Origin of the sequence: Neobacillus niacini NBRC 15566, assembly GCF_001591505.1 — a bacterium.
In the GTDB taxonomy this organism is placed as follows: Bacteria; Bacillota; Bacilli; order Bacillales; family Cytobacillaceae; genus Neobacillus; species Neobacillus niacini.
The window spans coordinates 38184-53152 of sequence record NZ_BCVA01000030.1 but is presented as its reverse complement, the minus strand read 5'-3'; the positions used below and the strand labels follow the sequence as shown (position 1 = coordinate 53152).

General features: G+C 38.5%; 12 protein-coding genes. All 12 read right to left on the bottom strand.

Annotated features, from left to right (window positions below; all coding sequences use genetic code 11):
* Nucleotides 1-191: 191 nt before the first annotated feature.
* The 12 genes from BANA01_RS19465 to asd all read right to left on the bottom strand — a co-directional run bounded on the left by BANA01_RS19465 (nucleotide 192) and on the right by asd (nucleotide 14900).
* On the bottom strand, nucleotides 192-1142 hold the full coding sequence (locus BANA01_RS19465; protein ID WP_034676725.1) for an ABC transporter permease: 951 nt from the start codon (nucleotides 1140-1142) through the stop codon (nucleotides 192-194).
* A 1-nt stretch (nucleotide 1143) separates the two neighbouring features.
* Nucleotides 1144-2223 carry an ABC transporter permease gene (locus tag BANA01_RS19460; RefSeq protein WP_034676726.1) on the bottom strand — a complete coding sequence of 360 codons (1080 nt, stop codon included), beginning with the start codon at nucleotides 2221-2223 and terminating at the stop codon, nucleotides 1144-1146.
* Nucleotides 2220-3743 carry an ABC transporter ATP-binding protein gene (locus BANA01_RS19455; RefSeq protein WP_063254332.1) on the bottom strand — a complete coding sequence of 508 codons (1524 nt, stop codon included), beginning with the start codon at nucleotides 3741-3743 and terminating at the stop codon, nucleotides 2220-2222. Before BANA01_RS19455 ends, BANA01_RS19460 begins: the two co-directional genes overlap by 4 nt.
* A gap of 185 nt (nucleotides 3744-3928) precedes the next feature.
* Entirely contained in the window at nucleotides 3929-5029 is a 1101-nt protein-coding gene (locus tag BANA01_RS19450; protein ID WP_235847183.1) for a BMP family lipoprotein, read from the bottom strand.
* A gap of 84 nt (nucleotides 5030-5113) precedes the next feature.
* Nucleotides 5114-5839 (bottom strand): GntR family transcriptional regulator, encoded by a 726-nt coding sequence (locus BANA01_RS19445; protein ID WP_063254331.1) that lies wholly within the window; start codon nucleotides 5837-5839, stop codon nucleotides 5114-5116.
* 247 nt (nucleotides 5840-6086) lie between these two features.
* Nucleotides 6087-8426: a DNA translocase FtsK gene (locus tag BANA01_RS19440; protein ID WP_063254330.1), complete on the bottom strand. Its 2340-nt coding sequence runs from the start codon at nucleotides 8424-8426 to the stop codon at nucleotides 6087-6089.
* A 155-nt stretch (nucleotides 8427-8581) separates the two neighbouring features.
* The gene (locus BANA01_RS19435; RefSeq protein WP_063254329.1) at nucleotides 8582-8821 is read right to left on the bottom strand and encodes a YlzJ-like family protein; all 240 of its coding nucleotides are present in this window, start codon (nucleotides 8819-8821) and stop codon (nucleotides 8582-8584) included.
* Nucleotides 8818-9570, bottom strand: coding sequence for a ClpP family protease (locus BANA01_RS19430; RefSeq protein WP_063254328.1), 753 nt, complete (start codon nucleotides 9568-9570; stop codon nucleotides 8818-8820). The genes BANA01_RS19435 and BANA01_RS19430 overlap by 4 nt, the downstream gene beginning before the upstream one ends.
* A 160-nt stretch (nucleotides 9571-9730) precedes the next feature.
* A complete protein-coding gene (locus BANA01_RS19425; RefSeq protein ID WP_063254327.1) occupies nucleotides 9731-11398 on the bottom strand; it encodes a ribonuclease J in 1668 nt (555 codons plus the stop codon).
* Nucleotides 11399-11613: 215 nt separating this feature from the next.
* Nucleotides 11614-12480, bottom strand: coding sequence for a 4-hydroxy-tetrahydrodipicolinate synthase (gene dapA, locus BANA01_RS19420; protein WP_063254326.1), 867 nt, complete (start codon nucleotides 12478-12480; stop codon nucleotides 11614-11616).
* 83 nt (nucleotides 12481-12563) lie between these two features.
* On the bottom strand, nucleotides 12564-13808 hold the full coding sequence (gene dapG / locus BANA01_RS19415; RefSeq protein WP_063254325.1) for an aspartate kinase: 1245 nt from the start codon (nucleotides 13806-13808) through the stop codon (nucleotides 12564-12566).
* Between the two features lie 33 nt (nucleotides 13809-13841).
* A complete protein-coding gene (gene asd, locus BANA01_RS19410) occupies nucleotides 13842-14900 on the bottom strand; it encodes an aspartate-semialdehyde dehydrogenase (RefSeq protein ID WP_063254324.1) in 1059 nt (352 codons plus the stop codon).
* Nucleotides 14901-14969: the final 69 nt, after the last annotated feature.

The window sequence follows — 14969 nt, the reverse complement described above, 5'->3', positions numbered from 1 at the left end:
ACCTCCTTGGGATTTCAAAATCCTTCTTATTATATATGTAAACATTTAGCCGGTTATTTTACATCTTTTCCATTGTTTTAAACGCTTATTCTTACTATAATTTGCCAGGCTTGGTTTTTACAAGTTAAAACCACTGAATAGTCTACAAAACTAAACAGGGCTGACAAATGTCAGCCCTGTTTACCTTACAATTATCGTTTTCCTGGATCGAATGGTTCTCCGGCTGCTTTAGGTGCTTGTGAAGATTTAGAGAAGATCACTAAAGCAATTAATGTAACCACGTATGGGAAAATTTTAAGAATGATTGGCGGAATAACTGCCAATTCAGGAATAACTTGAGATACGTTAGCGATTGTACTGGCAAATCCGAAGAATAAGGTTGCTCCTAAGATTCCGAGCGGTCTCCACTGACCAAAAATTAAGGAAGCTAGTGCTAAGAAGCCTAGACCTGATACGGAACCAGTAAATTCGCCTGCGTATGTTAAAATAATGATTGCTCCACCTAAGCCTGATAATGCACCAGAAATCATTACACCGATATAACGGATTCTTACAACATTAATCCCTGCTGCTTGAGCCGCCTGTGGAAACTCACCACAAGATTTTAAACGTAAACCGAATTTGGTTTTGTTTAGAATAAACGCACTAACTAGAAGCACGACTAAAATAAACCAAGTTGTTGCATACGTTTTTGTAAACAACAAATCACCAATAATTGGTATTTGAGATAAAATTGGTACATCAAATGGTGTAAAACCGTTGGTGATACGAATATTACCACTACCAGTAATATTTCTAGCTAGGAAAACTGTTAAAGCCATGGCAATCATGTTAATAGCTGTACCACTGATTACTTGGTCTGCACTTAAGTTAATGCTGGCAAACGCGTGTAATAAGGAGAACAACATCCCTACTATGACTGCAACTAATAACCCAATCCATAATACCGCGGATCCAGACATACTATCTTGCAAAAAGTTAACCGTTAGTGCACTCGCAAATGCTCCAGAAATCATTAAACCTTCTAATCCGATATTTACGATACCGCTTCTTTCACTAAAAAGACCACCTAATGCAGTGATAAGAAGAGGAATGGTAAATACAATTGCGTAAGGGAATATTTGTTCAATTATGGTCCACATATTATGCTTCTCCCTTCTTGCCAACAGGTCCATCTACATCATTTGCATTTGAACGAGTCTTACGGAATTTATTTAATAGACGGTGAATCATAACGCTAGTAGCAGCAAAGTAAATAATAATCGCAATGATGGTATTGGCAAGTTCTGGTGGAATCTCAATCATCGCATTCATAAAGCCTGTCCCTGAATAAAGAATACCGAAAAGGAGTGCTGCAAAGAATACGCCAACTGGAGAGTTAGCTCCAAGTAAGGCTACCGCAATGCCATCATAGCCCTGTGATGGTAAAATACCGATTTGCATGCTTGAGGCATTACCAGTGTATAATGCTACTCCGCCAAGACCAGCGAGCGCGCCTGAAATTAACATAGATAAGATAATATTGCGATTAACTTTCATACCTGCATATTCCGCTGCGTGTCGATTGAAACCTACAGCCTTTAATTCAAATCCTAAAGTAGTTTTATTAATGATAAAGGCAATGATGATTACAGCAATAACTGCGAAAAACAAGCCTAAGTTGATATAAGAACCCTGAAACATTTCTGTCAGCCAAGGCGTTCTCAAAGTAGAACCTTCAGCAAGTTTGCGTGATTCAGTTTCTAAGAATTCACCCTTAAAATAACCTGGAACAACATAGTAAACGGTCCAATATGCAATCCAGTTCATCATGATGGTTGATACTACCTCATGTACATTGAATCTTGCTTTAAAATATCCCGGAATAAATGCCCACAAACCTCCGCCAACAATACCTGCTAGTAACATTACAAGAATTAAGATCGGTCTTGCTAAATCAAAAGTTAAACCGACTGCAGTAGCGGCAAGTCCACCAATTAACATCTGACCGGCAGCACCGATATTAAATAGACCTGTACGGAAAGCAAAAGCTACAGCTAGTCCAGTAAAAATCAGTGGTGTTGCAGTTGCAAGAGTATCACCGATACGTGATATATTTTTTAAAGCACCTTGAAATAAATACGTGTATCCTTCAATAGGGCTAGCCCCTATGAAGAGCATTAGCAGACCACCTGCTATTAGTCCTAATATAATTGATATTAGCGATACAATGGTGTTTCTCATACGCTTCCCTCCTTACTCACTCCTGCCATCATCAGACCTACCTCATTCTCGTTTGTCTCAGAAGCATTAACGGTACCAATTAACTCTCCATTATTTACGATGGCAATACGGTCTGATAGCTGTAATACCTCATCCAGCTCTAAGGATACTAGAAGAACAGCCTTTCCTTTATCTCGATGCTCAATTAGTCTTTTGTGAATATATTCAATTGATCCTACATCCAATCCACGTGTAGGCTGTACGGCAATGAGTAAATCAGGATCTAATTCCATTTCACGACCGATAATTGCTTTCTGCTGATTTCCTCCGGATAGAGTCCTTGCAATAGACGCTCCGCCTTCACCGGAACGAACGTCAAAGTTTTCTAAAATACCTTTAGCATATTTCTTAATTGCCGCGCCATTAAGTAATCCTGCCTTTGCAAAAGGGGGTTTATTATAAACTTCTAAAACCATGTTATTTTCTAGTGTGTAATCAAGAACAAGTCCCCGTCTATGTCTATCTTCAGGGATATGGCCAATTCCGCTTTCAATTCTTTGGCGAATTGGAATATTTGTTATTTCTTTACCTTTTAATAAAATTTTGCCTGATTCAACTTTTCTTAGTCCGGTAATCGCTTCAACGATTTCTGATTGTCCATTTCCTTCAACCCCTGCGATACCGACAATTTCTCCTCTTCTTACTTCAACCGAGAAGTTTTTAAGGCCTAATACTTTTCTATTATTTTTTACAGAAAGAGAATCTATTTGAAGTACAACCTCACCAGGTGTACTAGCTTTCTTATCCACTTTAAAGTTAACTTGGCGTCCAACCATCATTTCTGCCATTTGTGCCGTACTTGTTTCTTTTACGTTAACCGTTCCGATTCCTTTTCCACGACGAATAACCGTACAACGGTCTGCAACCGCTTTAATTTCTTTTAACTTATGTGTAATAATGATAATTGATTTACCTTCATTAATAAGATTACGCATAATTTTCATTAACTCTTCAATTTCATGTGGAGTTAATACCGCTGTTGGTTCATCAAAAATAAGCACTTCTGCTTCACGGTAGAGCATTTTCATGATTTCTACTCTTTGCTGCATTCCTACTGAGATATCCTCAATTTTTGAATGTGGATCCACGTTTAATCCGTAGTGTTTTGATAATTCCGCAATTCTTTTAGCTGCCTTATCAATATCTAAAACCATACCTTTTAATGGTTCACTGCCTAAAATAATATTCTCAGTTACAGTAAAATTTTCTACTAATTTGAAATGCTGATGGACCATTCCAATACCAAGTTGATTGGCTACATTAGGATTAGTAATTTTCACTTCTTTTTCCCGAATTTTAATGATTCCTTTTTCAGGTTGATACATACCAAATAATACACCCATTAGTGTTGATTTACCGGCACCGTTTTCCCCTAATAATGCATGGATTTCACCTTTTTTTAATGTTAGGGTAATGTTATCATTTGCTACAATACCAGGGAATTCCTTCCTAATATTCAGCATTTCAACCACATAACTCATAGTAGCACTCACCTTTTATTTAGACTCTGTTTTCTTTGAAAATAGGGAGCCCCTATTACAAAATCAAAAACTGAAGGATATTTAAACAGTTATATATGATTACTCTTGTAATATGCATCCTTGACAATCACTCATGCATAAAGGACATAAAAGAGACGGAAAGGAACCGTCTCTTTATGATTTTTTTACTTGAATAAGCTTCCTTGTTCAGAAGCAACTTTGATTTCGCCAGACTTAATTTTTTCAAATACTTCTTTTACTTTAGTAGTAGTATCATCGCTTAAGTTTGGATTTTTTTCTGGTAAGCCAATACCATCATTTTTAGCATCGAATACTAATGTTTCGCCGCCAGGGAAATCACCATTTAACTCACGCTTAATGATATCAAGTGTAACATTATCTAATTTCTTCATAGCTGAAGTCAGGATAATGGATTTGTCTCCATCATACTTACCATCTTCGTATTGGTCAGAGTCAACACCGACGATCCATACTTTTTCGCCAGCTTTTCCACGTGTTTTCGCTTCGTTGATTGCACCTACACCAACACCGCCTGCAGCTGTGAAAATTACATCTACACCACGGTCATACATTTGTGCAGCAATTTGTCCACCAGCAGCTACGTTATCAAATGAACCTTGATATACTACGTTTTCAGCTTTAAGTGTTAGGTTAGTTCCTAAGTTTTCATTTGCATATTTAACACCTTGCTGGTAGCCCCAGTTAAACTTTTGAACAGCAGGAATTTCCATACCGCCGATAAATCCAGTTTCGCCTTCTTTTAATTCTAATGCAGCAGCAACACCAGCTAGGAAGCCTGACTCTTGCTCAGCAAAGAAAACAGCAACTGTATTGTCTTTAACAACTGGTTTAAAATCACCAGAATGTGGGTTACCATCAAGAATTACAAACTTTGCGTCTTTATATTTATCTTGTGCATGGAAAACGGCAGTTTCAAATTTAAATCCAGGCGTTACGATAAACTTATAACCCGCATCGTATAAATTACCCATTTCTTTTAAATATTCTGCTTCAGTTGTTCCAGCAGGCTTAAGGTATTTTGATTGGATTCCAAGTTCTTTCTCAGCTAGTTTAATACCTTCCCAAGTATTTTGGTTAAAGGATTTGTCATCAATCGTACCTGCGTCAGTAACCATCCCGATTTTTACAGCTTCTTTGCCTTTATCTTCACCAGTACCCTTGTCATCACCGCCGCCACATGCTGCTAACATTGTGCCTGCAGCTAAAATCATTGACATAGCTAAGCCAAATTTACGTTTCGTCAAAGCAATTGACCCCCTATATTTTTGTTTGATTTAGTAGGAACTTTCAGAAAGCAGCTTGATTGCGTTTTCATAACCCGCAAAAAATTAAAATCTTTTTCGCAAAACTTGAAAACTAAATTTATCTGCTTTAAAGTAGTTTACCGAGAAAAGGACTGGTTCATCCATTTCGTCGAAATGCATTTGCTTTAATACAAGCAATGCCGTTTCTGGTTCACATTCTAAAATAGGTGAAATTTTCTCATGATAGCCGATTGGTTCAATTTGGGCAACCGCGTATGTAATCTTTCGGTTGGCCTCTTCTTCCAAAATGGAAAATATGGATTCTTCACCATGAGAAAACGTCTCTGGCAAGATTTTTTCAGGTACTTTGTCGATACAGTAAACGACAGGTTCCCCATTCGCGGTTCTAACCCGCTCCATGACGACAATTCCCTCATTAGGAGAACATGAGAAACGACGAATATCCTCTTCAGTGGCTCCAATAGTTGATGAACTTAAGAAAATGGTGCCTGGTTTCATCCCAGCTTGAAGGATCATGTCCGTTACACTATTCAGTTGTTCAATCCCTGAGGTAAACAAAGGTTTCGCGTTAACAAACGTACCGACACCATGGCGGCGAATGATAACATTCTCCTCTTCAAGTATCCGCAGTGCTTCACGAAGTGTAGCTCTACTTACACCCAGTTGTTTGGCAAGATCGAATTCAGAAGGTAATTTTTCTTTTTCCTTATAAACTCCTAGTTCGATATCTTGTTTCAACCGATCGATAACTTGTAAGTATAAATGTCGGTTATCTAGCTTAATAGACATGCGGGTTCCTCCAACTCTTTCCTAAGACATCAGACATCTGATGTATAATCATTCCTACTAATCGAAAATAATATACCATTTTTTTTAGCTTATGGAAATAGAATTTATAATTTTTGTCGAAAAAAGCGAAATTGTCGAAAGATGTCAAATTTAACAGGACTTTTTTCCTCAGAATCTGTTATAATTTATAGTTGTCTACAATCAATAGGGTTATTATGTAAAAAAAAAGAGCCAAATGGCTCTTTTTTTAATTCACTTCTTCATTTGGTTTCGATTGTAAAACCGTTCTAGGCTTACTGCCTTCATATGCTCCAACAATTCCACGGGCTTCCATTTCGTCAATTAAACGTGCAGCCCTTGTGTATCCTATTCGAAAGCGTCGTTGCAACATTGACACTGAAGCAGTTTGCATTTCTATGACTAAATCAACTGCGTCGGCATATAAATCATCATCCACTTCGCCAACTGCCTCAGGTGTATCATCTGGTATCATCTCTTCTTGATATTGTGCTTTTTGCTGGCCAATTACGAAATTAACGGTATCTTCAACTTCATTGTCCGATAAAAATGCTCCTTGTACACGAACAGGTTTTGAAGCTCCAACAGGCAGAAATAACATATCCCCTCTACCTAACAGTTTCTCAGCACCGCCCATATCCAAAATCGTTCTCGAATCTGTAGCACTTGAGACAGCAAAAGCAATTCTTGAAGGAATATTAGCTTTAATTACTCCTGTTATGACATCCACAGATGGACGCTGAGTTGCGATGATTAAGTGAATACCCGCAGCACGAGCCATTTGTGCAAGTCTGGTAATAGAATCCTCTACATCTGATGAGGCTACCATCATTAAGTCAGCTAGCTCGTCCACAATAACAACAATATATGGCAATAGAGGCTGTTTATCATTTTCCTCCATGTTATGCCTTTTTACATGGTCATTATACCCTTCAATATTACGCGTTCCTGTATGTGAGAACAGGTCATATCGTCTCTCCATCTCACTTACGACCTTTTTCAACGCTTGGGAGGCTTTTTTGGGCTCTGTAACGACTGGCGCTAATAAATGAGGTACACCATTATAAACATTTAACTCAACCATTTTCGGATCAATCATCATTAACTTGACTTCATGGGGCTTGGCTCTCATCAATATGCTCGTAATGATACCATTAATACAAACACTCTTCCCACTTCCGGTTGAACCGGCTACAAGCAGATGAGGCATTTTATTTAATTCAGCAAGTACTGCTTCCCCCGTAATATCTCTGCCTAAACCAATCAGAAGCTTTGCCTCCGGTTTATTATTTTGGGTTGCTTCTAATACCTCCCTTAGGGAAACCATTGCCACCTCAGAATTTGGCACTTCGATCCCAATTGCAGATTTTCCAGGAATAGGAGCTTCAATTCGGATATCTTTAGCAGCAAGTGCTAATGCCAAGTCATCACTCAAACTAACAATTTTACTAACCTTAACCCCTACATCTGGGTGAACCTCATATTTCGTTACAGCAGGTCCGAGATGCACTTGGGTAACACGTGCTTTTACCCCAAAGCTCTGAAAAGTTCGTTCCAGTTTAGCTGCATTCGCATGGATTAATTCGTATTCACCGCTTTGATCTGTCTTCTTCGGAAGCTTAAGGATTCTCAAAGGTGGTAATTCATAGGCTACATTCTCCACTTCCGTAAAGGTAATAGGCGGAGTCGAATCTTCTTCGTCTATCACCTGGTGATTCCCTTTATTTTCCTCTTTTCTTCGTTTAGGTTTTTGTGGATCCTCATCAGAGTAAGCACGGTCTGCAAAACTTGAGATAAGAGGCTCGGGTGTAACCAATTCCTCTTGTGTATTTTGCAGCGGAGGATTAATTTCAGGTTGAGCAGAAGCCGCTCGGTTTTCCCTTTCACGCTGCTGTTGTATCCGTTTTTCTTCACGTCGCTCTTGTTTTTTCTGCTTCCATTCCTCCATATCTAATTGAAAGGCACTCCATTGCCCCTTGGAAAATTCAATCAGAGTATTCCCTATTTTTGCAACAAATTCACCAAATGATTTACCTGTAAGTAGAATAAATCCAATTAGAATAAAGATAAATGCAATAATCTTGGTACCCGTTTCAGCAAACAAATAATGAAACATAGCAAAAAGAACTGCACCAATCATTCCACCACCAAGGTCGATTGTGCTCGTTTCTCCTTTGATTTCCATCATGAAGATTTCCCATGTATTACTAATGACACTTGGGTTTTTAAAATTTCCATCCTTTGTCAGCAAATGAAAAAGCGTAACATGGCTTAAAAGAAGTATGGAGGAAACAATTAAATAAATGCCCACTAATTTAATATGAAAGATAAACGGTATAGTTCGTTTCCACATAAGATATACACTGAGGAACACGAGTCCAATCAGACTGAGCATATACCATTCACCCATCCAAAATCGGAAAAATAAAACTGTTGCCTCCCCCACAGCGCCCAATTTTGCTATCGATATAATAGCTAAAGCCAATAATGCAAGCGCGGAAAGTTCAAATTGAACGGTTTGTTTTAATTGATTATCTCTCTTTTTTGATCTTCTCTTTTTCTTAGCCATCTAATCACCTGTCTATATAAATGTAATACTATCATAATCATCCTAACGCGTAATCAAACATAACTATCCTTCCAATTAGGAGTAAATTACCCGTAAAAGAAGAAAGCAGCCCGAATGGCTGCTTAAGCTTCTAAACCTGATTATACCATAATATCCTAATTGATTGCCGACAATCCTTCAACGCTCGCACAAGAAATTTTAGCACCAGGACATATACGCTCGTCAAGATAGTGCTGCGGATCACTGCTTAAAATGCGAACTACCTGTACATTTTGTGAGTCCGTTTGTTCTACGATTAGTGATACACCTTGAAAGGTTACAGTTTGTTGTTTAGTAAATGTATCTGTTTCAGGAGGATATATAAATTCCTGCGGCATTGTGGTGTATAAAATCATTGAATCAGCCCCTCGGCAGACGATTTCCTTTGATCTATTAATTCGTTAAGCTTCTTCATCGCTTGGCCTAGTCCGCCAACTTCATCAATTAAACCATATTCCACTGCATCTGGACCCACTACATTTGTACCGATGTCACGAGTTAGATTCCCTTTGGCAAACATTAGGTCTTTAAATTTCTCTTCGGTAATATTCGAATGCTTTGTTACAAAATTAACTACTCTATCCTGCATCTTATCTAAATATTCAAAGGTTGCGGGAACTCCAATTACGAGACCTGTTAATCGAATAGGATGGATCGTCATCGTTGCCGTTTCAGCAATAAAACTGTGATCACATGACACTGCTATTGGCACTCCAATGGAATGGCCTCCGCCTAAGACAATTGAAACAGTTGGTTTTGAGAGAGTAGCCATCATTTCAGAGATGGCCAGTCCTGCCTCCACATCTCCTCCTACTGTATTCAATATGATTAGTACACCTTCTATTTTTGGATTTTGTTCAATCGCTACTAATTGAGGAATCAAATGTTCATACTTAGTAGTTTTATTTTGTGGAGGCAGTGCTAAATGACCCTCAATTTGTCCGATAATCGTTAAACAATGAATTCTAGAATCGGAGGACAGCTGTGGTACATTCGTTTGCCCTAGTTGTTGAATTTTTTCCATTAAAGAAGAAGGCTTATCCTCTTTTTGAGGTTCTTGCCCTTCTTGATTTCCGGATTCGTTTTTTTGTAAATCCTTATCCATCATAAGTCTCCCTTCACGCATGATAACGTTAGTATTGACCTATGATACAATTTCATTCTCAGATAGGAATAATCATTTAAACTTGTCTGTTGATTGCTGCTTCAATCATCCTTTTGCCCATTAAGAAAGGCATTGGTTTAACCCAATGCCTCACCACTATTTATACTTCCATAATAATAGGAAGTATCATCGGACGTCTTTTTGTCTTTTCGAATAGATATCGGTTTAATCCATCTCTTATGTCCTGCTTTAGGCTTGACCATTCAAAAGATTCCTTTGAAATATTTTTTTGGACGATGTCTCGAACTAATTTTGTTGATTCATCCATTAACTTTTCAGATTCGCGAACGTAGACAAAACCACGTGAAATAATTTCAGGTCCAGCAGCTATTTTCTTATCTTGGCGTGTTAATGTAACGACTACTATTAATATACCATCTTGGGATAGCAGGCGCCGATCCCGTAATACGATATTTCCAACATCCCCAACACCAATACCGTCAATTAAGACATTTCCAGATGATACCTTACTGCCTATGTTTAACTTACCATCCTTCCATTCAATGACATCACCGCGGTCGGGAATAATGATATTTTCATCCAATATTCCACAATCTAATGCAAGTTTCCTATGGGCCTTTAACATTCGATATTCTCCATGCACCGGGATAAAAAACTTTGGTTTCATTAGATTAATCATAAATTTTAGTTCTTCTTGACTGCCGTGACTAGATACATGAATCGTTCTTTTACCTGAGATTACATTCGCTCCTGCTCTAAAGAGCATGTCCACTGTTCTGGATATTAACAGCTCACTGCCTCTTAGCGGGGAAGCGGCAATTAATACTGTATCACCCGGCTGAATATTTACATGTTTCGCAGATTGCTTTGCCATTTTTTGAAGTGCTTCAATCGGCTCACCTTGACTGCCTGTCATCAATACTACAATCTCTCTATCCTCGAATTTGTTTATTTCATTCACAGGAATAATGAGATCTTCTCCTACTTCTAAATAACCTAAATCTAGCGCGATATGATAAATTCTTTCAAGGCTCTTTCCCACAACGGCTACTTTACGCCCATTATCCCTTGCTGCATCAAAGATATGCTGAATTCTATTGATGTCAGACGCAAAGCAAGCGGCAATTATTCTGCCTTTAGTATTATAGAACGCTGTAGATAATTCTCGTTCAACGATTGCTTCCGACGTGGTGTATCCTGGTTTCTCTGCATTCGTACTGTCAGAGAGTAAACACAGTACACCTTTTTCTCCAATCGCTGCCATTTTTCCTATATCAGGCTTGTAGAGTTTAGTTGCTGCCTGGTCAAATTTAAAATCACCCGTATAAACGATACTGCCCTCTGATGTTTGGACACAAACACCAACTGAGTCGGGAATACTGTGATTGGTTCGGAAGAAGCTTACTTCCACGGAATCCATATTAATAATCGATTCCGATGTTATTTCAATAAAATTAGTCTTCCCGCTATATTCCTGTTCTTTTAGCTTTGCGTTTGCAAGAGCTAAGGTAAGTTTCGTTCCATAAACAGGTACGTCAATTTGGCGGAGAAGATAAGAAAGAGCACCAATATGATCTTCATGACCGTGTGTTAAGAAGACAGCCTTAACCCTTTCTTTGTTTTCTGTTAAATACGTGATGTCTGGAATAACGATATCAATGCCAAGCATTTCATCCTCGGGGAACATTAGCCCAGCATCAATGATATAGATATCCTTGTCCACTTCAACAAGATACATATTTTTCCCGATTTCTCCAATACCACCAAGCGAAATAACCTTAATGGAACTATTTTTTCTATTTATCAATTTCCGTTTCCTCCTATGTTGATTGTCTAGCTCAAGCACTTTTTCACTAGAGGTCTTCGACATTTCAAAATTGCCCGATCGAAATCAGTTATGATTATTATACTTGATAGTTGAAAACCTTTACAACCAAATTTAGTCGATTTTACCATCTGAGCATTTTCATGTGTAAAAAAAACAAAAGCCAATCGAATAAAATTCGATTGGCTTTTGTATGTTTATAATAATAATTTACTTAATACAGCCCGTTCTTGCTCAGTTAATGGTACAAGTGGCAGCCTTACTGAACCCACATCAAGCCCTTTTATTTGAAGCGCCGTTTTAACAGGTGCTGGACTAGGAGCAGCAAATAGCCCCTGCATAATTGGTAACAGCTTTTGGTGGAGTTTTGCCGCTTTTCCATTATCCCCATCAAAAAAAGCTTTCACCATCTCTTGCATTTCATTCCCTATCACATGGGAAGCAACGGAAACTACCCCTGCCCCGCCAATGGATATTACCGGAATGGCCATCGCATCATCACCACTATACAGATTGAAGTCACGATCGGTATTTGCAATAATGTGTGTCATGGCGTTTAAATCGCCGCTTGCTTCCTTAACAGCTACAATATTCGCTATTTTTGACAGCTTTATAATCGTTTCCGGATGAATATTTACGGATGCCCGTGATGGGATGTTGTATACCATTACCGGTAAACTAGTGGCTTCAGCAATCGTTTTAAAGTGCTGATACAAGCCTTCTTGATTCGGTTTATTATAATAGGGTGCTACTAGCATGATACCATCCACGCCAAGCTGTTCTGCCCTTTTTGTAAGTTCCACTGAAGCATAGGTGTTATTACTTCCTGTACCAGCGATTACAGGTATTCTTTTTGCAACTACCTTTACAACATGATTAAATAGTGCCAGCTTCTCTTCCTTTGACAAGGTTGGAGATTCACCCGTTGTTCCTGCAACCACAAGAGAATCCGTTCCATTATCTATTAGATAATTTATTAATTGAGTGGTCTTGGAAAAATCAATATGACCTTTTTTATCAAAAGGTGTGACCATGGCTGTCGAAACTCGACCAAAATGAACCATTTTACTACTCCTTTCAATTACGAAAATCCCGTTGCGACAATGGCATTTTAGGAAATCTAGACGACATTCGTCGTCTAAATATACTAGATATCCGTAAGCTTTATATCCAGGGTTTCTTCTTCTAGATGAAAGGCGTCATGTAATGCATTAACTGATTTAGCCAAGTCGTCTTGCTTCACAAGAACCCAAATCGTAGTGTGGCTATCAGCAGATTGTAAAATGCGAATTCCATTCTCAGAAAGAGCTGTAACTATTTTAGAAGTAATACCCGGAACACCGGCAATACCGGCTCCAACAACAGAAACCTTTGCACAATGACGTTCTACAACAGGTTCATGTTCTATTTCCTTTAAGACCCTAATTGCTCTATCCGTCATTTCATCCGTAACTGTATAGACAACTGCATTGGGTGAAATATTTATGAAGTCTACACTAATTTTTTCATTTGCCATTGCTTTAAAAACTTCGGCTTGTAAGTAGTATTGGTCTTTTTTAGCAAATACCTTAATTTGAGTTACATTTGAAACATGCGCTATTCCAGTAACGGTTCTCTCTTTAATATCACTGCCTCGAGACTCTTTTGAGATCGATGTTACTAATGTTCCTAAATCATCGGAATAAGTAGAGCGAATTCGAATTGGCACTTTTGCCTGCATAGCTATTTCAACTGCTCTTGGATGAATAACCTTCGCACCCTGATAGGCCATGTTACAGAGCTCGGTATAGGTAACAACTGAAAGACGCCTTGCATTATCAGCAATTCTTGGGTCAGCTGTCATAATCCCTTCTACATCAGTAAATATATCAATCCATTCAGCATTAAGAGCAGCCCCTAACGCTGCTGCCGAAGTGTCACTGCCACCTCGTCCAATAGTGGTCGTGTCACCGTTCTTTGCAGCACCTTGAAAACCAGCTACCACAACAACATCATGATGTTCTAAATCTCTCAGCAATCTGTCACATTTCATTTCTACAATCTTTGCCTGTGAATGATCACTATTCGTTCGGAATCCTGCTTGTGCCCCAGTCAGAGCAATCGCATTGATGCCATTTTCTTTTAGCATATTGGCAAAAACAACGCTTGAAATAATTTCACCACATGATACAAGAAGATCCTGCTCACGTTTACTGATTTTATTTTCATTACCTCCAATTAAAGAGAGGAGTGTATCCGTTGCATAAGGATCACCCTTTCTTCCCATTGCAGATACTACAACAACTACCTTATATCCATCCTCTAATGCATTATTGATGTGTCTATTTGCATGTTGTCGGCTTTCTTCATCCTTGACAGATGTCCCGCCAAATTTTTGCACTATGATTTTCATATAACCTTTAAACCTGCCTTTATAATCAAGACTTTATTTTTTTTCTTTGATTAAACCCAGCTTTATTAAGCTCTCAGCGATTTGAACTGAATTCCAGGCAGCACCTTTGAGTAAATTGTCAGAAACAACCCACATATGGAAACCACGACCTTCGTTAAGGTCATTACGAATTCGACCTACAAATACATCATTACTTCCTACACAATTCGCAGGCATTGGATATAATTGATTCTCTGGGTCATCTTGTAACACCACGCCTGGAGCTGTCTTTAATAACTCTTTTATTTCATTTGCACTTACGCCGTCTGCTTCAATTTCAAAATAAACAGATTCAGAGTGCCCGACTGCTACAGGTAAACGAACACATGTCGCAGCAACATGCAGCTCTGGCATATGCATTATTTTCTTTGTCTCGTTAATCATTTTCATTTCTTCAAATGTATATCCGTTATCTTGGAACTTATCAATTTGTGGTATAGCATTAAACGCGATTTGATAATGGTTCTTGTCACCTTTTACCGGTAAAATTTTGGGTTCTACTGTTTCACCATTCAGAAGAGCTTTTGTCTGATTCTGTAATTCTTCAACCGCAACTGCTCCTGCACCTGAAACTGCTTGATAGGTTGAAACAATAACCTTTTTAAGTCCAAATTTTTGCCTAATTGGTTCTAGCGCTACTACCATTTGGATAGTAGAACAATTTGGGTTAGCAATAATCCCATTATGCTGGTGCAAATCATGTTCATTTACCTCAGGTACAACTAACGGTTTATCTTCATCCATTCTGAAAGCACTTGTATTGTCTACTACAATAGCTCCGTGTTTTACTGCTTCAGGAGCAAGCTCTTTTGATATATTTCCTCCAGCTGAAAATAAAGCAATATCCACACCAGCAAAGCTTTCTGGTTTCGCTTCCTGTACCGTATGCTCAACTCCATCAACCGTCACTTTCTTACCTGCAGACCGTGCGGAAGATAATAGAGTTAGTTGTCTAATTGGGAATTTTTGTTTCACTAACGTTTGGATCATTTGCTGACCCACCGCTCCTGTTGCACCTACTACTGCAACATGGTAACCATTTGTTTGATTCATTTTCTAGTACCCCTTTCAATCTTTCATCTACTATTTATGGTCCATTCTGCTTCACGAAAATGAATCAGA

What these genes read in the sequence shown, in the direction of transcription:
- BANA01_RS19465 (WP_034676725.1), bottom strand. Translation starts at nt 1,142, where the DNA reads ATGTGGACCATAATTGAACAAATATTCCCTTACGCAATTGTATTTACC.
- BANA01_RS19460 (WP_034676726.1), bottom strand. Translation starts at nt 2,223, where the DNA reads ATGAGAAACACCATTGTATCGCTAATATCAATTATATTAGGACTAATA.
- BANA01_RS19455 (WP_063254332.1), bottom strand. Translation starts at nt 3,743, where the DNA reads ATGAGTTATGTGGTTGAAATGCTGAATATTAGGAAGGAATTCCCTGGT.
- BANA01_RS19445 (WP_063254331.1), bottom strand. Translation starts at nt 5,839, where the DNA reads ATGTCTATTAAGCTAGATAACCGACATTTATACTTACAAGTTATCGAT.
- BANA01_RS19440 (WP_063254330.1), bottom strand. Translation starts at nt 8,426, where the DNA reads ATGGCTAAGAAAAAGAGAAGATCAAAAAAGAGAGATAATCAATTAAAA.
- BANA01_RS19435 (WP_063254329.1), bottom strand. Translation starts at nt 8,821, where the DNA reads ATGATTTTATACACCACAATGCCGCAGGAATTTATATATCCTCCTGAA.
- BANA01_RS19430 (WP_063254328.1), bottom strand. Translation starts at nt 9,570, where the DNA reads ATGGATAAGGATTTACAAAAAAACGAATCCGGAAATCAAGAAGGGCAA.
- dapA (WP_063254326.1), bottom strand. Translation starts at nt 12,480, where the DNA reads ATGGTTCATTTTGGTCGAGTTTCGACAGCCATGGTCACACCTTTTGAT.
- dapG (WP_063254325.1), bottom strand. Translation starts at nt 13,808, where the DNA reads ATGAAAATCATAGTGCAAAAATTTGGCGGGACATCTGTCAAGGATGAA.
- asd (WP_063254324.1), bottom strand. Translation starts at nt 14,900, where the DNA reads ATGAATCAAACAAATGGTTACCATGTTGCAGTAGTAGGTGCAACAGGA.